Source organism: Pseudomonas iranensis (assembly GCF_014268585.2).
GTDB lineage: Bacteria > Pseudomonadota > Gammaproteobacteria > Pseudomonadales > Pseudomonadaceae > Aquipseudomonas > Aquipseudomonas iranensis.
In genome coordinates this window covers 3,409,952-3,430,023 of sequence record NZ_CP077092.1, presented here as the reverse complement: position 1 = coordinate 3,430,023, position 20,072 = coordinate 3,409,952, and the positions used below count along the sequence as shown (strand labels likewise).

Below are 20,072 nucleotides of genomic sequence, written 5' to 3'. Positions count from 1 at the left end.
TCCTGCTGAAATCTTTAACGCAATAAAACGGCGACGCGGTGCTTTGGGGCACCGCGCGCTTGGAGGAGGTTGGTTGTGCGGCAATGAGTTACGGCAGGGCGTAGGCCATCACGTAATCGCCACGATCGGTCGACTGGCGTGCGCCGCCAGCGGTGACAACGATGTACTGCTTGCCGGTCTTCGGCGAAACGTAGGTCATCGGGCCGCCCTGGCTGCCGACTGGCAGACGGGCTTTCCAGACTTCTTCGCCGTTGCCGCTGTTGAAGGCGCGCAGGTAGAAGTCCTGGGTGCCGGCAATGAAGATCAGGCCGCCCTGGGTCGACAGGGTGCCGCCGAGGGTTGGCAGACCGATCTTGATCGGCAGGTGCATGCGGATGCCCAGCGGACCGGTGTCTTCAACGGTGCCGACCGGAACCTGCCATGCGACTTTCTGGGTCTTCATGTCGATCGCGGTCAAGGTGCCGAACGGCGGCGCCTGGCACGGAATGCCGGCCACCGACAGGAAGCGGTTCTTGTTCACCGCGTACGGCGTGCCTTTGAGCGGAACAGCGCCCATGCCGGTGTTCAGCGCTTCGCCACCGCCAGCGGCCTGGCCTTTGTTCTGCGACGGGATCATCTGGATCCACAGACCCAGGCGCATGTCGTTGACGAAGATGAAACCGTGCACCGGGTCAGTGGAGATGCTGCCCCAGTTCATGCCGCCCAGCGAACCCGGGAAGCTCAGCGATTTGTCGGTACCCGGTGCGGTGTACAGGCCGTCGTAGCGCATGCTCTTGAAGTCGATGCGGCAGAGCAACTGGTCGTACGGCGTGGCGCCCCACATGTCCGATTCGGTCAGGTGCTGCGCGCCGATCTGCGGCATGCCCACGGATTTCGGCTGAGTTGGCGAGTACGGCTCGTTGGGGATGTTCGCGGCTTTCACCGGTACTTCCTTGACCTCGGTCAGCGGCTTGCCGGTGGCGCGGTCGAGCACATAGATCTGCCCTGCCTTGGTACCGATGACCAGCGCCGGAACGCTTTGGCCGTCCTTGTCGAAGTCGATCAGGCTCGGCTGCATCGGCAGGTCGAAGTCCCACAGATCGTTGTGCACGGTCTGGAACACCCAGCGTTCTTCACCGGTGCTGGCGTCCAGCGCGAGGATCGAGGCGCCGTACTTGTGGTCCAGTTCGCTACGCTCGACACCATAGATGTCGGTGGACGAGCTGCCCATCGGCAGGAACACCGTGTTGGTCGCCGCGTCGTAAGACATCGGCGCCCAGCTGTTCGGCGTGCTGCGCACGTAGGTTTTGCCGTCGGCCGGCGCGTTGCGATCCTGCGGGTTGCCCGGGTCGAACGCCCAGCGCATGGTGCCCGTGATTACGTCAAAACCGCGAATCACACCGCCGGGCATGTCGCTTTGCACGTTGTCGGCAACACGACCGCCAACCACCACGGTGGTGCCGGCCATCAATGGCGCGGACGACAACTGATAGTAGCTGTCCGGCACATCACCCAGACCGGCCTTCAGATCGACCTGGCCGTTGTTGCCGAAACCCTGGCAGAACTCGCCGGTGTCAGCATCGACGGCAATCAGGCGGGCATCGATGGTGTTGGTCAGCAGACGACGCTGGCAGTTGGCGGCCGGCTCGGGTTTGGCTTCGATGATCGAAGAATTGCTCGGCTGAGCGATGGTCGCGGTGGCGTCGAAATAGGCCATGCCACGGCAGCGCTGCCAGACTTTCGATTGCGCGTTGATCGCGTTCTTCCACAGCTCTTTACCGGTGTCGGCGTCGAGAGCGATCAGGTTGTTGTGCGGGGTGCAGATGAAGACTTTGTTGCCGACCTGCAGCGGGGTGAGCTGGTCTTCGGCGCCGTTGCCATCGCTCTCGGCGACGTCACCGGTGTGGTAGGTCCACGCGACTTTCAATTTGTCGACGTTGTTGCGGTTGATCTGATCGAGCGCGGCGAAGCGGCTGCCGCCTTCGGTGTTGCCGTAGTGCGCCCAGTCTTTCTGCGCCTTGGCCGGCTCGACCGGAGTCAGGCCCGGGCCAGTGCCAGTCGCGGCAACCGTCGGGTGAGCGACGAACATGTTGCCCGCCGCAACCGCGATACCAACCGCGAGCACAGCGGCCACGGCATACGCACCACGACCGGCCACGCGGCCATTGGCGCGCGCCAGCAGCGGGTAGACCAGAGCGACGACCATGCCGATGGCGCTGAACATGAACAGCCGCGAGAACACCGGCCAGAACACCAGCCCGGCGTCAGCCACGGACCAGATCGCGGTGGCCACGAGAAATGCGGCGAACAGCCAGGCGCCTGCAGTTTTCTTCAGTGCGATCAGCACCCCGGAAACGGTCATCGCCAGACCGCCGACCAGGAAGTACCAGGAACCGCCCAGGCTGACCAGCTTCACACCGCCGACCGCGAGCGCCAGACCGAGCAGGGCGATGATCACGCCAAGGCCGACCAGAATGAACGTTGAAACGCCTGAGACGCGTTGACTGTGGTTCACATTGAAAGTCCCGTTTGAATGAAGCGCGGGATTATAGCGGTAACTAACCATTCAGTTAACCGCAGTTTTGCCATGAAAACGTGCACTTCTGTGAATCAAGCGTGGTGCAGGTTGGGGAAAACGCAAGGCGAGAGGTTTTTTCAATGTGTCAGCAGGAGGGGCAACTTGGGCTTGCTATTGCAATGCACATGGCCAAATACCGCGGTGAATTCACCCCTCATCGGAACGCCGCCCGCCCAGCCCTCTCCCGGGGAGAGGGAGCCGATTGGTGGCTTTTCAGAACTTGTGTTCACCTCGGTATTGCAGGTTGGAATCACTCCATCAAACAACTCGGTCAGTTCCTTCTCCCTCCGGGAGAGGGCTAGGGTGAGGGGCTTTTGAGGTTGGCCGCGATGGCAACCTTGCCCTTGGCCCGACCTTGTTCAACGTAGTGCAAGGCGTCGCCTGTCTGATCGAACGGAAAAATACGATCAACCACCGGTTTGATCACTCCTGCCTCAATCAACGCAGTGATTTTTTGCAACTGAACGCCATCGGCACGCATAAACAGAAACGAATAATCCACCCCACGCTTGCGCGCCTTGCGCCGAATACTACTGCTGAGCAGACGCATCACCAGCCCGAGCAGCCACGACAAACCCTGCTCCCGAGCGAACTGCGCAGTCGGCGGCCCTGACAGGGAAATCAGCTGCCCCCCAGGTTTCAACACCTGCAACGATTTTTCCAGGACATCGCCGCCGAGGCTGTTGAGCACTACGTCGTAGTCGCGCAGCTCAATAGCGAAATCCTGTTGCTTGTAATCGATCACCACGTCAGCGCCCAGCGCCTTGACCCACGCGACATTCGCAGTGCTGGTCGTGGTCGCAACAAAAGCGCCGAGGTGTTTGGCCAGTTGAATGGCGACCGTGCCAACGCCACCGGAGCCAGCGTGAATCAGCACCTTCTGGCCTTTTTGCACGTTGACGACTTCGACCAGTGCCTGCCACGCCGTCAACGCCACCAGCGGCATGCAAGCCGCCTCGGTCATGGCGAGATTGGCGGGTTTTAACGCGATCGCTTGTTCGTCGACAGCGATGCGTTCGGCAAACGTGCCAATCCTGTTTTCAGGCGCACGCGCATAAACCTCATCGCCCGGCTTGAAACGCTTGACCGCCGCACCGGTGCTGAGCACCACGCCGGCGACATCGTTGCCCAATATCAAAGGCATTTGATAGGGCAGGATCATCTTGAATTCGCCGCTGCGAATCTTCAGGTCCAGCGGATTGACGCTGCTGGCGCGCACTTCGATCAGCACGTCGTGGGCGCCAACCAGCGGTTCGGGCAGGTCGCCAATCCGGCCGTTCTGCTTGCCGTAGCGCTCGATGAAAAATGCCTTCATTGCAGATGCTCTTGTCGATAGAAACCCGCCGACATAGCGGCGGGTCTGGATGAGGTCAGGCCTGAGTCAGATAACGTTGCGCAACAGCCGACTGGCGAATCTGCCCCAACAGGCCTTGCCGCGCAGCTTGCAGGGCATCCCAGCGCTCGCCTTCGTGCAGCGGCGGGATGGTCACGGCTTCGCGACGGTCGAAACCGACCAGCGCGGCGTCGACCATGTCGCCGACTTCCATGATGTCGGTGAGGGTGTTGATGTCGATACCGGCGCGATCCCAGATTTCCGTGCGGGTGGCCGCAGGCAATACGGCTTGCACGTACACGCCTTGTGGCGACAGTTCCAGGCTCAGGCCTTGGGAGAGGAACAGCACGAACGCCTTGGTCGCGCCATACACCGACATGCCGAACTCCGGCGCCAGGCCCACCACCGAGCCGATGTTGATGATCGCGCCGTCGCCGGCCTTGGCCAGGCGCGGGGCGATGGCACTGGCCAAACGCACCAGCGCCGTGGTGTTCAGCGCGACCAGTTGCGCCACGCTGTCGGTGCTCTGCTCGATGAAGGTACCGGACTGCGCCGCGCCGGCATTGTTGACGAGGATGCCGATGCGCGCGTCGTCACGCAGACGCGCCTCGACGGTTTGCAGGTCGCTCAGTTGCGTCAGGTCGGCCTGTAGCACTTCGACATTGACGTTGTGCTCAGCGCGCAAACCGGCAGCAAGGGTGTCCAGGCGCGTCTGGTCACGGGCGACCAGCAGCAGATCGTGCCCGCGCTGGGCGAAACGTGCGGCGTAAACCGCGCCGATGCCGGAGGAGGCGCCAGTGATCAGAACAGTAGGGCGAGTAGTCATGGTGTGGGCTCTTTTTCAGAAAAAGTTTGTTTGCGGGCCTTTAAGATGATGATCAAACTCTAAACTGTCAATGGTTTTGATTATGGCCAACATCTATGTATCATCGGCGCATGATTTTTCAGCGCTGGAGGTATTCAACATGCGCGTATCCAAAGCTCAGGCTCAGGCCAATCGCGAGCACATTGTCGAAACCGCTTCGGTGATGTTCCGCGAACGCGGTTATGACGGGGTCGGCGTGGCTGACCTGATGGCGGCCGCCGGTTTTACTCACGGCGGTTTCTACAAGCACTTCGGCTCCAAAGCCGACCTGATGGCCGAAGCCTCGGCCAACAGCCTGGCGCAGTCCACGGCCGCCGCCGAAAGCATGAGCGTGCAGGATTTCATTGATGTGTACGTGTCGCGCGAGCATCGCGATGGCCGTTCCACCGGTTGCACCATGGCAGCGCTGTGCGGCGATGCGGCGCGGCAGTCCGGGGACGTGAAAGCGGCGTTCGCTGAAGGCATCGAGCGCACGTTGCAGACGCTCGGCGAGAAATACCCGACGGCAGCGGATGCACCGCAAGGTGAGGGCCGAACCCGGATCATCGACCTGCTGGCCCACGCCGTCGGGGCGATCATGCTGTCGCGGGCCTGCCCGGATGATTCGGCGCTGGCCGATGAGATTCTGGCGGTGTGTCACGCTTCGATGACTGCGTCGCTGCCCGCGATCGAAACTGCGGAAGAAGCCACGCAGGACAGCTGAAGCGATCAGTGCTGGCGGTGCAGGGCCTTATCGAGTGCCGCCAGCAAAACCTCTTCTTCGAAGGGTTTGCACAGGCATTCAAACGCCTGGTAATGCCCGGACTCAGCCAGCGCCGCCTCGTCCCAATGGGCGGACATGCAGATCACCGGAAACTGTCGCGGCAGTTGGCGCATCACGTCGATGCCGGACAGGCCGGGCATGCGCAGATCCAGCAGCAGGCAGGCGATTTCGGCGAAGTCGGCTTCGGCGAGAAACGCTTCGCCACTGGCATAAACCTGCGCGCGATAACCGACCGAACGCAGCAGATTCGACAGGCTTTTGCGCACCGACGCGTCGTCATCGACGATGCAGACAATCGTCGGTGGGGTGTTTTCGATCGCCGTCGGGCGACCCGCCGGGGCGCTCACGACAGGCTCGATGGGCCAGGCGAAGGCGCAGCGCTGATCAGTCCGTAGAGTTCGACGAGGTTGACCAGCGAGCGGGTCTGCATCTTCGCCATGATGTGTTTGCGATGAACCTTGGCGGTCACTTCACTGGTGCCCAACTGGTTGGCGATCTGTTTGTTCGACAGACCGCCGACGATCAGCGGCAGCACCTCGCGCTCACGCGGTGTCAGCTGCGCCGCCAATTGCCGCACGTGCTGAACCCGTTGCCATTGATTGAACGCCGTCGCGGCGTGTTGACGGGTGCTGCGCAGAATGCCGAGCAGTTCATCGTCATCGAATGGTTTGGTCAGGAACTCCACCGCGCCGGCCTTCATCGCCTGCACCGACATCGGAATCGTGCCGTGGCCGGTCATGAAGATCACCGGCCACGGCAAGCCGCGCTCGTTCAGCGCCGCCTGCAATTGCAGGCCTGTGGTTTCGGGCAGGCTGACGTCGAGCAGCAGGCACGCCGGGCCATTGGCGATGTCGGCCTCGAGCAGTTCTTCGGCGGACTGGAAAATCCGGTGTTCGATGCCTTCGGCGCGCAACAAGCGGCTCAGCGCGGTCCGCACGCAGGCCTCATCGTCAACGATGAACACCGGCACCGATTGCGTATCGACCAACGGCGGCTGCGCCACCATCGGCGCCGAGGCCAGGGCGTTGAACACGGGCAGTTTGGGTTCGCGGTCTTTCAATAATCGGTAACCTCGACGGGCAACCGTCTGGATGATTTCTTTTTCCCCGAGTAGTTTGCGCAGCGAGGAAATCTGCACTTGCAGATTGTTCTCTTCGACGACGATGTCCGGCCACACCTGATTGATCAGCTCGTCCTTGCTGACGATGCGCCCATCGGCCTGCATCAGTACCGAAAGTATTTCGAACGCCCGCCCGCCCATGCGCAAGGGCCGGCCATCGAGAAAGGCTTCGCGCCGTTCCAAAGAAATCGTGGCTTGGCCGAGTCGGATCATGCAGGCCTCTGCGTTGCGGTGAGAAGGACAGGGCGCGGGCGCCGGGTTATCAGGCTCTTACGCTAGGGGACGGCCTGGCATAAAGCAATTATCCCGAGGGATAAGACGTGCGCTTCTATAGCGCAAGAAACAGCAGCGCAAGGCTCTGGACGGCCATCTTGAGGCTGCGGACGGACATCAGCGCAGCGGCTGGCCCTCTGGCAAAAAAACGCTGGGTATACTTCGCCACCAGCCTGAATCCCATTTCCAGCGGTGAATGCGTATGCCCGGCCAGCCATCCTCATCTGCAATTTCCCGCGCGGCCGATGCGCCGATGCTCGATGAAGCATGGCTGGAGAACTGTCGGTTCAGTCTGCTGCGCCGTGACCATGAACTGACCTGGTTCAGCCTTGAAGACGGCCGCTCGGGCCAGAGCTGGTTCGCCGTGCGTGCGCCGATCCAGCGTCCGGCGCTGTGCCAGCGGCTGGAGCGTGATTTCCATTTGCAGTTGCCTTCGCAGTGGGCGCTGAACCCGCTTGCGCTGATTCGCTCGGCGGACGGGCCGGTGTTGGTCTACCCGCAATGGGGCGCGCCGCTGGCTGGACTGATCGACGCCGCCGGCTTACCACTCGGACGGGTGCTGAATATCGCCGTCGCCGCCGCCAATGCGCTGGTCCACTCTCGCCATCCGGAAACACCGCAAAACCCTGTGGGAGCGCTCGCGAAAGCGTCACTCCAGCCGACATCACCCTTGACTGACCCACCGCTTTCGCGAGCAGGCTCGCTCCCACAGGGTTCTTTATTGCCTTGGCATCTGCTGGTCGATGCTGACGACAGCGTCAGGCTGATGGGCTTTCACACCCACGCGCAGGAAACGCCGGCGACCGAACTGCCGAGCCTGGAACACTGGCCTTATCTGGCGCCGGAACAGCTGCAGCGCGACGGCGTCGATTGCGATGAGCGCAGCGACGTCTATGCGCTGTCGGCAATCATCTACGAGGCGCTGACCGGGCGCCCGCCGCTGATCGCTCGCGACGCCTCGCAATGGTTGCATGTGCACGCCGCCGTCCAGCCTTTGTCGCCAGCGCAATACCAACCCGACCTGCCGCAAGGCATTTGTCATGTGCTGCTCAAAGGCCTGGCCAAGGAGCCGGACGCGCGCTATCAAAGCATCGAATCGCTGGCCGCCGATCTGACCTGGTGCCTGCGTCAATGGCAGAAAAAAGGTCAGATCGAAGCGTTCCGCCTCGGCGCTTTCGACGCTCGCGCAACGGCCACGCGCGGCGATGTGCTGTTTGGTCGTGACGACGAACGTCAGCAACTGCTTGAACAGATCCGGCGCGTGCGCAGCGACGGCATTGCTCGCGTGCTGCTGGTTGCCGGCGCACCGGGAGCGGGGAAGTCGACGCTGATCCAGCAAGTCCTGCGTAGCCAGGCACCCGGTTATTGGGCCAGCGGCAAGATCGAACTGCTGAACAATGACCGGCCCTTCGCGCCACTGGCGCAGATTTTTCAGTCTCTGATCAGCCAAGTGTTGACCAAGCCCACGCTGGCCTTGCAGGCCTTGGCCGAGCAACTGCGCGAAACCCTCAAGGGCCGTGGCCGCTTGCTGCTGGACCTGGCGCCGGAAGCCGAACTGCTGATTGGCGCCACCGCCGAACTGCCGAACATGCCGGCGCGCCACGCCCTGGATCGAGTCAATCGGGCGCTGCTCGATGTGCTCGAAGTCTTTGCGCAACCGGGGCATCCGCTGCTGCTGTTTATCGACGACTTGCAGTGGGCTGACGACTCGACGCAGGCGTTTTTCAAAGCCTTTATCGCCCGACCGACGCGGCATCTGCTGCTGGTTCTGGCGTATCGCGAGGGCGAGTTGACGGAGCATCTGGGCGGCTGGCTCGATGAGATGCGCAGAGCACCCGCGCTGCCAGTCAGTGACCTTCGACTAGGGCCGCTGTCGGTGCAGGCCGTTGCGCAACTGATGGCGGTCGAACTCGATGCTGACGTCGACAACCTCGAGGCGCTGGCCCGCGTCGTGCACTTCAAAACCGCCGGCAATCCGTTGTTCGTCAGCCAGGTGGCGCGCGCGCTGGTGGACGAGCGTCTGCTGCGTTTCGACGCGACGACGCGGCGCTGGGTGTGGAATCAGGCCGAAGTGAACGGCTATCGCTACGCCGACAACGTGGCCGAATTGATGGTGCAACGCTTGCAGCGTCTGCCGGCCAGTGCCCGTGAAGTGTTGCGCACCGCGGGTTATGTCGGTGGCCGCTGTGACGAAACGCTGTTGGGCGATTTGCTGGGGGACGATCCGGCGCAATTGCTGCGTGACGTGGATTATCTGGTCAGCGCCGGATTTCTTCTGCGCGAGCCAAGCCAACTGGTGTTTCCCCACGATCGGGTGTTGGAAGCCGCCGCTGCGCTGACCGCACCGGCCGGGCGTTCGGCTGAGCATGCGCGCATCGCGGCCGCCATGCTCGATCAATGCGGCGAGCAGCGGCAGGCGCGCGTCTTCGACATCGCCAGTCAGATTCAGCGCAGCGCCGGCAATGCGCTGCAAGCGCCTCGACGCGCTGAATTCATCCAGTTATTGCTCGAAGCTGCCGAGCGCGCCCGCGATAGTGCCGCTGTCGAGCAGGCCGTGGATTATCTGCGCAGCGCCGAGGTGTTACTCGGCGACAACGGCTGGACGCAGCTCTACCCGCAAGCCTTCGCGGCGCGCTGGCTGGCAGCCGACTGCGCGATGTTGCTGGCGGATCTGCCCGGCGCGCAACAGCGTCTTGACGATTGCCTGGAACACGCTGCCACCGTGCTGGACCGGGCGAAAACCTACCGCCTGCGCGCCAGCCTGCGCACCTTGCATTCCGATTACCACGGCGCGATCGGCGAAGCTCTGGCCGGTCTTGCGTTGCTCGACATCGACCTGCAGCGACAACCCTCGAAGGCGCAACTGGGCGAAGCGTTCGAACGGGTTCGGCAATTGGTCGGTGCGCGACGGATCGCTGAGTTGACGGCGTTGCCCAAAGCCAACGAGCCGCGAATCGAAGTGGCCATGGAGCTGCTGAGCACGCTGATCGCCTCGTTCTTCGTGCAGGACGACATTGCTTTTCTGCACCTGGCGAAGATGGTCGAACTGACTTTGCTCCATGGCACCACGCCGAGCAGCGGCTACGGTTTCGCCTGGTACGGCGTGATGATCGCCGACCGTTATGGCGAATATCTGGACGGTGTTGCTTTCGCCGAACTGGCGCTGGAACTGACTGATCTGCACGGCTATGAGGCGGGGCGCACCGGCACGCTGGTGGCGCTGGATCAGGTCAGCGCATGGACCCGGCCGATGGCTTACGCGCGGCAAAAGGCTTTCGCCGCGTTTGAGTGCGGTCAGGCCGGCGGCGATCTGGGCATGTCGTGTTACGCCTGCAACCACATCGGCTCCGATCTGCTGTTCATGGGCGAGCCGCTGCCAAACGTGTTGAACGAGCTGGACGTCGGCCTGAGTTGGGTGCGGCAGTTTCACTACATCGACATCGAGCGCATTCTCCTGGCGCAACAGGCGTTTGCCAGCGATTTGCGCAATGGGCCTGAGCCTCGTTCGATCGCAATGCTGGATGCTTTGGAACATGACCGCTTCGGCCCGCTGCATCGCGACCGCGTTTCACAGCCGACGCTGTTGTGGATGTGGTTGTATTCGGGCATGTCGGCGTTGTATTTCGGTGAAGTGCGTTACGCGTTGCGCCGTTTCGAAGACGCCGAGGCGCTGACCTGGTCGCTGCCGGCGCACATTGATCTGGCGCATTACTACCTGTTCTACAGCTTGGCACTGGCCAGTCCCGAGGCGCCGGGCTCTGTTGCCGAAAAACTGCAGAAGCTGGAGCAGCAACGGCAGCGTTTTCTGCCATGGGTCGAGCTCAATCCTTCGACCTTCAGCAACAAACTGCTGCTGATCGAAGGCGCGATGGCCCGCGTGCGCGGCGAAGGGCTGGCCGCGATTCGCTGCTTCGACCAAGCGCAAATCGCGGCGGCCGCTGCCGGGTTTATCCATGAGCAAGCACTGGCCCATGAACAACTGGCCGAGGTCTGCCTGACCAACGGCCTGGTCTCCGGCACGCATCATCACCTGCGTGTGGCGCGCGACTGCTATGTGCTGTGGGGCGCTGAAGCCAAGGCGCGGCAGCTCGAAGCGCAGCATCCGTTTCTCGCCCACGAGCATTCCCTGGAAGCGGGAACGCCGGTGACGCGGGTGCGCCTTGATCTGGAAGTCGGCATTGAAGCGGCACGCGCGGTCTCGCAAGAGGTGTTGCTCGATCGGCTGGTGGAGACCTTGATGAATCACTTGATGATTCAGGCCGGTGCCGATCGCGGCGCGCTGCTGTTGGTCGCCGAGGGTGAGTTGCAATTGGCCGCTGCCGCGCATGTCGAGGCGGGCAACGTGCGGGTCAGTCAGGACAACGATCGCTCGCTGGAGCAGATCGCGCCGGTTTCAGTACTCAATTCGACCATGCGCACGCGCACGCCGCTGGTGCTTGAGGATGCCCGCGCCGACTGCCCGCAAGCCTACAGCGCTGATCTGCAGCAACGGCAGACGCGCTCGCTGATGTGCCTGCCGTTGCTCAAGCAGGGCGCGCTGATCGGTCTGGTGTATCTGGAAAACAGCCTGGTACCGAAGCTGTTCAGCGCCGAACGCCTGACCATGCTGGAAATCCTCGCCTCGCAGGCAGCGGTGTCGCTGCAGACCGCGCGGCTGTATGCGCAACTGGTCGAAGACAACCGCTTGCGCGCGCAGATGGAAGCCGACTTGCGCAGCTCGCGGGCGGAACTGGCGCGCAACTCGCACCTGAAAATGATGGGCGAACTGTCGGCCTCGATCGCCCACGAAATCAGCCAGCCATTGCTGGGGATTTCATCGAACGCCTCGGCCAGTCTGCGCTGGCTCAAGCGCGACACGCCTGATCTCGACGAGGCTATTCAGGGACTGGAAGACATCCGCTCCGACAGCGCCCGTGCCACCGAGATCGTCCAGGCCTTGCGCGCCTTGGCCAGGCAGGCGCCGTTGCAACGATTGCCGGTGTCGATTGACGCGTTGATCGGTGAGGTCGTGCAACTGACGGCCAGCGATGTGCACAATCGCGGGGTGAGCTTGCACACGCAACTCAACGCTGCTGACCCGGTGCTCGGGGATCGGGTGCAGATCCAGCAGGTGATCTACAACCTGATCGTCAACGCGCTGGAAGCGATGGCTGGGCAGGGCGTGACTGACGGGCGCCTGGTGATTGAGTCGACGCTGTCCGATGGGCAGGTCTGCGTGGCTTTTCAAGACAACGGGCCGGGGATCGCCGAGCATCAGCGTGAAGAAATTTTCGATGCGTTCTTCACCACCAAGGGCAGCGGCATGGGCATGGGCCTGGCGATTTGCCGAACGGTAATAGGCGCCCATGGCGGGACGTTGCGCGTGGAAGACAGCGAAGAGGGCGCGCGGATCTGCTTCAGATTGCCGCTTGCGCCGGACGCCAGGATCAAAAGCCCCTCACCCTAACCCTCTCCCGGAGGGAGAGGGGACTGACCGAGGTGTTTGGTCGACGTACGCCGACTTGCAATACCGAGTTGAATTCAGGGTTGGCAAAAACAACAGCCCCTCACCCTAACCCTCTCCCGGTGGGAGAGGGGACTGACCGAGGTGTTTGGGGGAGATACGCCGACGTGAAAGTCCGAGGTGAACTCAGGATTGGAAAAGCCCACAAATCGGCCCCCTCTCCCTAGGGAGAGGGCTGGGGTGAGGGGTGAATTCACCGCGATCGCAACGCCGACCGCCAATTCGCTGCCAAAAAAAACCGCGAAAAATCGCGGCCAAAAGGGAGGAGTGAACAAAACCCTTTGAAATCCGACTCAGGGCCGCAGTTCCGTCAACCGCTGGCCCATCGTCGAATTCAGCAACCCATCGCTGAGCCGCCACACATCCGCATCCACCAGCGCCACCCGCGCTCCGCACATCAGTTGGCGCCAGACCTTCGGCGGCATGCCCACCATGCGCCCGAACGTGCGGGTGAAGTGCGAGTGATCGGAAAATCCGCATTCATAAACAATCTCGGTAATCGCCATCGAGGTCAGCAACAGCCCTTTGGCCTTGTCGATCTTCATCTTCAGCATCCATTCCTGAGGCGAGCAGCCGGTGACGATCTTGAACGCCCGGGAAAAGTGGCTGCGTGACAGATTGCAATGTTCGGCAATCTCGCTGACGCGCAGGCTGCGGCTCAGATCGTGCAGCATGTAGGCCTTGGCGCGGCGTTCCTGCCAGCCGGACAGTGCGCCCAGTGGGCGCGCCAGGTGGCAGGAAGGGTCTGACTTCACCGATTGCGGGTTCATGGCGGCTCTCCTGATCGATGGGCAAAGTCTGGCCGCAGGCTTTATTTAAAGTCCTTAAACAAACCTTAAAAGTTATGAAGCCCAAGCCTCAGGCGTGAAACGGATAATCGACGTAACCACGCTGATCGCCGCCAAAGAAACTGCTCGGATCCGGCGTGTTCAGCTCAAGCCCATCGTGCAGCCGACGCGGCAGGTCCGGGTTGGCCAAAAATGGCCGGCCAAAGGCAATGATGTCGGCGCGATTGGCTTTCAATGCCTGTTCGGCGGACTCGGCGTCGTAACCGCCAGCGAGGATCAGCACGCCGTTCCAGGTCTGGCGCAGTTGGGCGATGATCGCGTCCCAGCGCGGGTCGAAGTTTTCGTCCTTGACCGTGCCGACCATGGCCGGCTCGACCAGATGCAGGTAGGCCAGATTCCACTGGTTGAGCGCCTCGACCAGATAACCGAAGGTCGCTTCGGGCGTGTCATCGCCCATGCCCATGAAGCGGCCCATCGGCGTCAGACGCACGCCGATGCGCTCGGCGCCGACCTCATCAGCGACGGCGGCGACCACTTCGAGCAGAAACCGCGCACGGTTTTCCACGCTGCCGCCATAGGCGTCTTCACGCTGGTTGCTGTTGCTGTTGAGGAATTGATCGAGCAGATAACCGTTGCCGGCATGGATCTCCACGCCGTCCATGCCAGCGTTCAACGCGTTGCGCGCGGCGCGGCGATAGTCTTCGACGATGTCGGCGATCTCCGCCGTTTCGAGCGCGCGCGGCACTGGCACATCACCCCACACGCCATTGCCTTGTTCATCGACGATAAAGGTCTTGCCCGGCACTGGCAGGGCGCTTGGCGCCACCGGCAAACCGGCGTCAGGCTGGAAACTCGGGTGGGAAACCCGGCCGACGTGCCACAGCTGCATGAAGATCAGGCCGTCAGCCGCGTGCACCGCGGTGCTGACTTCGCGCCAGGCCTGCACTTGCGCATCGGTGTAGATCCCCGGCGTCCACGCATAGCCTTGGCCTTGCTGAGAAATCTGCGTGGCCTCGGTAATGATCAGCGCAGCACTGGCGCGCTGGCGGTAGTACTCGGCGTTCATTGCAGTCGGCACGTCGCCCGGCTGGCCAGCGCGCGAGCGGGTCAGGGGCGCCATTGCCACGCGATGGGCAAGGGTGTAAGGGCCGAGTGCGATGGGTTGAAACAGGCGACGGGTCATGGGTAGCTCCGGATTTCGATGAGTAGGGTTCAAGCGCGGCAGCCAGGTGCCGCGCGCTGTACAGGTAACTTAACCGGGGGTGGCGGGGCTGATAATCCGTGGCCGGCGCTACGCAGTTTTGCGCGCAACGCAACGGCATCCGCGCTCATCGCTGATGAGCGCGGGCGTGGTTCAGGCGGGTTGGTTCGAGCGAGTCAGCGGCAGATTCAGCCAGCGCCGGCCAGTGGCATTGCTGACCGCGTTGCCGAGGGCAGCAGCCATTGGCCCTTGCACAATTTCGGCAGCACCGAGGAAGGGTTCGCCCGGTTGATCGAGCAGGTGCACATCGACTTTTTTCGGCAATTGCGTGAAACGCAGAATTGGATAACCGCTCCAGTCATAGCTGCGAATGCCGCCGGCGTCGTAGGCGACTTTTTCGTAGAGCGTCCAGCTGTCCGACTGGACGATGCCGCCCTCGACCTGATTGCGCAGGCCATCGGGGCTGACGATCTGGCCAACATCGACCGCTGTCACCACATGATCGACACGGATCTCGCCGGTCTGCGGATGCACCCACAGTTTCACCGCAAGGGCGCAGTAACCCATGATGTTCTTGTAGCGGGCGAAGGCAAAACCGATCCCCGCGCCGGGTTCGCTGCTCTTGTGGGGCCAGCCGATTTCGTCACGCACGCGCTCGATCACGGCACGGGCTCGCGGGTCGCGCAGATGCGCCAGACGCAATGCCAGCGGATCGAGCCCGGCCTTGATCGCCAACTCATCAATACCTGCCTCGATGGCGAAGATGTTGATGTGCGCACCGAGCGAGCGCATGGCCGAAGTGCGGAAGGGCATGGTGGTGACGAAATTCATGTTGATCCGCGTCGCGCCCAGCTCGTACAGCGGCACCGCGTTGCGATCGCCATCACCTTCGGGCTGGGCGATTGGCACCGACGGCGCCGAGGCGAAGGGTTTCGCCAACAGGCGTGCCGGCAGCAGGCGCCCGGCATTGACGATGCGTTCGTTGTGCGGCGTGGTCCACAGCTCGTAGTTCCAGTCCTGCAAACGGCCCTGACTGAGGCCGGCATCGACTTCGGTGACCATCGCCGAACTGTACGGCTCCCAGAGATTTTCCTGCTCGCGCATCCATTGCACCCTGACCGGCGTGCCCGGCAGGCGCATGGCGATCAGCGCGGCATCGGCGGCGGCATCATCGGCGCCGTTGTGACCGTAGCAACCCGAGCCTTCGGTGTGAATGCAGCGCACGCGGTCCGGCGGCAGCCGCAGCATTTCGGCGATGCCTGCGCGCAGCGGATAGACGCCCTGGGTGTGGGTCCACACCGTGAGCACGCCATCGTTGAACCAGGCCACCGCGCAGGACGGGCCAATCGAGCCGTGCATCAGATACTGCTTGGTCACCCGCGCCTTGAAGCGCGTCTCGGTCGCGCCGCCGGCATTGCCGTTGTTGCTGATCGGATAGCGCTTGGAGGGCAGTTGCTTGAGCAAATCGTGAATCCCGGCGGCTTCGGGAATCGCCTCGCCGCCACTCCACTTGGCACTTTCCATGCCGGCGCGCATGGCCTTGATCGCTTGCCACTCATCATGGGCGACTACCGCCAGATAGTTGCCGTCGCGAATCACTTTGACCACGCCGTTCAACGCCTCGATGGATGACGTATCGAACGCCTGTAACGTGCAGCCGGGACGCGGCGGGCGAATCACCCGCGCATGCAACATGCCCGGCAAGCGCATGTCCTGCACAAATGCCGCGCCACCGCTGACCTTGGCCGGAATGTCCAGGCGCGGCAGGTTGTGGCCGATCAGTTTGAAGTCGGCCGCCGCCATCGCCGGTGATTGCGCCTTGGCGTATTGGTGCACATCGACATGCTTGACCGCGTCGGCATATGCCATGCGCTGACCAGTCGGCCCTTCGATGATGCCGTCGCGAGTGCTTAGTTGTGCAGCATCGACTTGCCAGTTGCGCGCGGCGGCCTCGACGAGCATTTCCCGCACTTGGGCGGCCGCGTTGTACAGCGCGGTGCCGCTGTCGAAAATACTGTGGCTGCCGGCGGTGTAGCCTTCGTTGGGCGTCAGTGCGGTGTCGGCGGTGAGCAAGTTGATTGCGCTGGCCGGCACCTGCAAACGCTCGGCAGCAATTTGCAGCAGCGCGGTTTTCACCCCGGTGCCCAGTTCGACCTTGCCGGTGTACACGGTGATGCCGTCGGCGCCGATGCGGATCCACGCGTCCAGGTATGGGTTGGTGCGCAAGCTGCCGGGCAGGTCGGGCGCCAGCACCACGGTGCCGAGGGTGTCGACTTCGGTGTCGGCCAAGGCACGCCGCGCTACCGGCATCAGGGTAAAGGCCATCAGTAGCGCGCCGCCGCGCAGGAAGGCCCGGCGGCTGGGGTTCAAGCCGTTTGCTTCGCTCATGTCCGGCTCCCGTTGTGCCCGGCCACCTGCTTGATCGCCTCGATGATGCGCAAGTGCGTGCCGCAACGGCACAGATTGCCGGCCATGTGTTCGCGGATGGTTTGTTCGTCCGGGTGCGGATCGCGTTCGAGCAACGCCTGCGCGCGCATCAGCATGCCGGCGATGCAGTAACCGCATTGCGCCGCTTGCTTGTCGATAAATGCCGCCTGCAACGGGCCGGGTTTCTCTGCGCTGCCGAGGCTTTCCACGGTGCGGATCTTTTTCCCTTCAAGGCCGGCGCACGGCGTCAGGCAGGCGAACACCGGCTGGTCGTCGACGATCACCGTGCACGCGCCGCACTGGCCCAGGCCGCAGCCGTACTTGGCGCCGTTGAGGTTCAAGTGATTGCGCAGCGCGTACAGCAGCGGCATGTCCGGTTCCAGCTCCAGCGCTTGGGCGGCTCCATTGACGGTGAGAGTGATCTGGCTCATTTCGTCTCCTGACGTAACGCTTCAATAGTGGAAGAAAGGTCGGTCCATGGCTGCTCGGGTTTGGCTTGCTCGCGCAGATACGCGGCGAGGGCGCCGAGCTGGGCGTTGTCGAGGCTGGCGGCGAACGGCGGCATCACCGGGCCGGGCGCGCCGGGAATGGCGGGCACACCTTCGAGTACGGTCTTGAGAAAGTTGCGCGGGCTGGCCGCTTGCAGCGCCGAAGTGCTTGGCAGGCCTGGGCGGCCGTCGATTTCACGCATCGGCGCGGCGGGTGCGTGACATCCGGCGCAGGCGCTGCTGAAGAGCAGGGCGCCGCTGCTGTGATCCGCTGGACTGCTAGGCGGCCTTTGCGCGGTGATTTCGCTCACCGTGTGCGGGTTTTTCAGGCTCAGCAGGTAGTCGGCAATCGCCTCGGCCTCACTGGCCGGCAAGCGCGCCAGACTCAGGCTGACCGGGCGCATCGGGCCGGCCGGTGTGCCGTGGCCATCGACGACATCGGCGCGCAGATAGCCGACCAATTGCTCGCGATTCCACGGATTGGCGCGCTGCCCGAGGCCGACCAGGGCCGGCGCTTCCCAGCCATCGACGCTGCCGCCCTGAAGATATTGCGAGGATTTCTCCGCGCCAATCAGGTTCAGCGGCGAATGGCAGCCGGCGCAGTGGCCCGGGCCGTCGACCAGATAGCGTCCGCGATTCCATGCCGCGCTGTGTTCGGCCTGCGGCGTGAGCGGCTCGCCATGCAGAAACAGCAGATTCCAGAACGACACCAGCGGGCGGATGTTCATCGGGAAGTTCATCTGGTTCTGCCGCGCCGGGGCGTGTACGGCGGGGCCGCTCATCAGGTAGGCATAGGCGTCGGCGATGTCTTCGGAGCTCATGCGCCGGTAGTGCACGTAAGGAAAGGCCGGGTAGAGAAAGTGGCCGTCGCGGGCAATGCCTTCACGCATCGCCCGCTCGAAGGCCGGCAGTGACCATTCACCGATCCCGGTCTGCGCATCCGGGGTGATGTTGGTGCTGTACAGCGTGCCGAACGGCGTCACCAGCGGCAGCCCGCCAGCCAGGTATTCGCCGCCGGGGCGGGTGTGACACACCGCGCAGTCGCCGGCCTCGACCACCCGTGCGCCGCGTTGCAACTGCGCAGTATCGAATGACGTCGGCCGTTTGATTGGTGCGATCGCCGGGCGCCACATCAGCGCGACGGCGATGATCAGACCGAGCACCGCGAGCACGCCGACGCTGATCCACAGGGTTCTGGATTTGAGCAAATGGCTGTTCATGGTCGGCAGAAAAACGCGGCGGACAGTGGCAGGACGAGTGCAGTGCGGGTCATGGAAACGCTCCTTGTAGCAGCCGGGGAAGGGCGCCGATGCGGACGTCAGCGCCAGGGCCAAAGCGTAGAGAAGACCCTTGCAGCGGAGAATCACCGGCCCGCGCAACAGCGCGTTGCGCCACAAGCAACGTTGCGCGCCACGCATCAGTGCGTTGCCAGTGGCACGGATTCTCGCCCCCGCCGGCTGACCGTAGCCTTGGCACAACTTTCCCGAACTCAACGAGGTGTCACCATGCTTACGGGCAACCCTGCCGTTGCGGCCCCGGCCGAACAGCCTGCTTCACTCTCCGGCCTGATGGTCGCGTTTCTGGCCTTCTGCTGCGGCGCGGTCGTCGCCAACCTGTATTACGCGCAGCCCATCGTCGAACTGATCGCGCCGCAGATCGGCCTGTCCAGCGCCAATGCCAGCCTGATCGTCTCGCTGACCCAGTTCGGTTACGCGCTGGGTTTGTTGCTGCTGGTGCCGCTGGCCGACCTGATGGAAAACCGCCGTCTGGTGGTCGGCTTCACCCTCGCTGCGAGTGTCACGCTGCTGTGTGCTGGCCTGACTCATTCGCCGTCGCTGTTTCTGCTGCTCTCTTTGCTGATCGGCCTGACCTCGGTGGCGGTGCAGATTCTTGTGCCGTTGGCCGCGCATCTGGCGCCGGAAGCCAGCCGGGGGCGCGTGGTCGGCAACATCATGAGCGGCCTGCTCTTGGGGATTCTGCTGTCGCGGCCGCTGTCGAGTCTGTTGGTTGAAGTGTTCGGCTGGCGCGGGGTGTTTTACAGCGCGGCGGCACTGATGGCGGTGATCGCGCTGATTACCGCTGTGGCATTGCCGCGCCGGGTGCCGACGCACAAAGCCACTTATGTCGCCTTGATCGGTTCGGTGTTTGCCCTGGCCCGGCGCTTTCCTGTGTTGCGCCAGCGTTCGCTGTATCAGGGTTTGCTGTTCGCCAGTTTCAGCCTGTTCTGGACCCTCGCGCCAATTGAGCTGATGCGTCACCACGGTTTCAGCCAGGCGCAGGTGGCGATCTTCGCTCTGGTCGGCGCGGTGGGTGCGATCGCTGCGCCGATTGCCGGACGTCTGGCCGATGCCGGGCACGGTCGTCGCGGTACCTTGGTGGCGTTGCTGCTGGCGCCGCTGTCACTGTTGATCGCCGCGCTGCCGGGCAGTGGTTACGTATGGCTGGTGGTGTGTGCGGTGCTGCTGGACTTTGCCGTGCAATTGAACATGGTCCTCGGCCAGCGTGAGGTCTACGCCCTCGACCCGCACAGCCGTGCACGCCTGAATGCGGTGTACATGACCAGCATCTTCGTCGGCGGCGCGCTCGGTTCACTGGTCGCCAGCCCGCTGTACGAACACTTCGGCTGGAATCTCTCGGCCGTTGCCGTGGCGGTGTTGCCGGCGTTGGCGCTGGCGTTGTTCCTGGGGCGCAATGCTGAGCACAGCTGAATTATGTAGGAGTGAGCCTGCTCGCGATGGCGGAGTGTCAGTCGAT

Annotated in this window: 13 protein-coding genes; 3 read left to right on the top strand and 10 right to left on the bottom strand. The window is 63.1% G+C overall.

Translation table 11 applies throughout. The features are described 5' to 3' along the window. Nucleotides 1-88: 88 nt before the first annotated feature. The 3 genes from HU724_RS15325 to HU724_RS15315 all read right to left on the bottom strand — a co-directional run bounded on the left by HU724_RS15325 (nt 89) and on the right by HU724_RS15315 (nt 4,716). Entirely contained in the window at nt 89-2,494 is a 2,406-nt protein-coding gene (locus HU724_RS15325; protein ID WP_186569631.1) for a glucose/quinate/shikimate family membrane-bound PQQ-dependent dehydrogenase, read from the bottom strand. Between the two features lie 361 nt (nt 2,495-2,855). After that, nucleotides 2,856-3,872, bottom strand: coding sequence for an NADP-dependent oxidoreductase (locus HU724_RS15320; protein WP_186569630.1), 1,017 nt, complete (start codon nt 3,870-3,872; stop codon nt 2,856-2,858). Between the two features lie 55 nt (nt 3,873-3,927). Beyond that, complete coding sequence (locus HU724_RS15315) at nt 3,928-4,716, bottom strand: SDR family NAD(P)-dependent oxidoreductase (RefSeq protein WP_186569629.1); 789 nt, start codon at nt 4,714-4,716, stop codon at nt 3,928-3,930. 139 nt (nt 4,717-4,855) lie between these two features. Here HU724_RS15315 and HU724_RS15310 point away from each other — a divergent pair, with 139 nt between their 5' ends. Beyond that, entirely contained in the window at nt 4,856-5,458 is a 603-nt protein-coding gene (locus tag HU724_RS15310; protein WP_186569628.1) for a TetR/AcrR family transcriptional regulator, read from the top strand. Between the two features lie 5 nt (nt 5,459-5,463). Here the strand turns inward: HU724_RS15310 and HU724_RS15305 are convergent, their stop codons facing one another. After that, nucleotides 5,464-5,865, bottom strand: coding sequence for a response regulator transcription factor (locus HU724_RS15305; RefSeq protein ID WP_225927621.1), 402 nt, complete (start codon nt 5,863-5,865; stop codon nt 5,464-5,466). Further along, complete coding sequence (locus HU724_RS15300; RefSeq protein WP_186569627.1) at nt 5,862-6,851, bottom strand: response regulator; 990 nt, start codon at nt 6,849-6,851, stop codon at nt 5,862-5,864. The genes HU724_RS15305 and HU724_RS15300 overlap by 4 nt, the downstream gene beginning before the upstream one ends. Nucleotides 6,852-7,164: 313 nt before the next feature. On the opposite strand from HU724_RS15300, the gene HU724_RS15295 reads away from it, so the two are divergent. Continuing rightward, the gene (locus tag HU724_RS15295; protein WP_437180361.1) at nt 7,165-12,357 is read left to right on the top strand and encodes a trifunctional serine/threonine-protein kinase/ATP-binding protein/sensor histidine kinase; all 5,193 of its coding nucleotides are present in this window, start codon (nt 7,165-7,167) and stop codon (nt 12,355-12,357) included. Nucleotides 12,358-12,707: 350 nt separating this feature from the next. Here the strand turns inward: HU724_RS15295 and HU724_RS15290 are convergent, their stop codons facing one another. From HU724_RS15290 to HU724_RS15270, 5 genes are all read right to left on the bottom strand, one after another. After that, on the bottom strand, nt 12,708-13,184 hold the full coding sequence (locus HU724_RS15290) for a helix-turn-helix domain-containing protein (RefSeq protein ID WP_016774798.1): 477 nt from the start codon (nt 13,182-13,184) through the stop codon (nt 12,708-12,710). Nucleotides 13,185-13,272: 88 nt separating this feature from the next. Next, a complete protein-coding gene (locus HU724_RS15285; protein WP_186569626.1) occupies nt 13,273-14,385 on the bottom strand; it encodes an alkene reductase in 1,113 nt (370 codons plus the stop codon). Nucleotides 14,386-14,556: 171 nt separating this feature from the next. Further along, nucleotides 14,557-16,791 (bottom strand): xanthine dehydrogenase family protein molybdopterin-binding subunit, encoded by a 2,235-nt coding sequence (locus HU724_RS15280; RefSeq protein WP_186569625.1) that lies wholly within the window; start codon nt 16,789-16,791, stop codon nt 14,557-14,559. Beyond that, nucleotides 16,788-17,261: a (2Fe-2S)-binding protein gene (locus tag HU724_RS15275; RefSeq protein ID WP_186569624.1), complete on the bottom strand. Its 474-nt coding sequence runs from the start codon at nt 17,259-17,261 to the stop codon at nt 16,788-16,790. The genes HU724_RS15280 and HU724_RS15275 overlap by 4 nt, the downstream gene beginning before the upstream one ends. Further along, complete coding sequence (locus HU724_RS15270; protein WP_367617186.1) at nt 17,258-18,811, bottom strand: c-type cytochrome; 1,554 nt, start codon at nt 18,809-18,811, stop codon at nt 17,258-17,260. Before HU724_RS15270 ends, HU724_RS15275 begins: the two co-directional genes overlap by 4 nt. 12 nt (nt 18,812-18,823) lie before the next feature. Between HU724_RS15270 and HU724_RS15265 the strand changes: the two genes are divergently transcribed. Continuing rightward, nucleotides 18,824-20,026, top strand: a complete 1,203-nt coding sequence (locus tag HU724_RS15265; RefSeq protein WP_186569623.1) for an MFS transporter — start codon at nt 18,824-18,826, stop codon at nt 20,024-20,026. Nucleotides 20,027-20,072 lie beyond the last annotated feature (46 nt).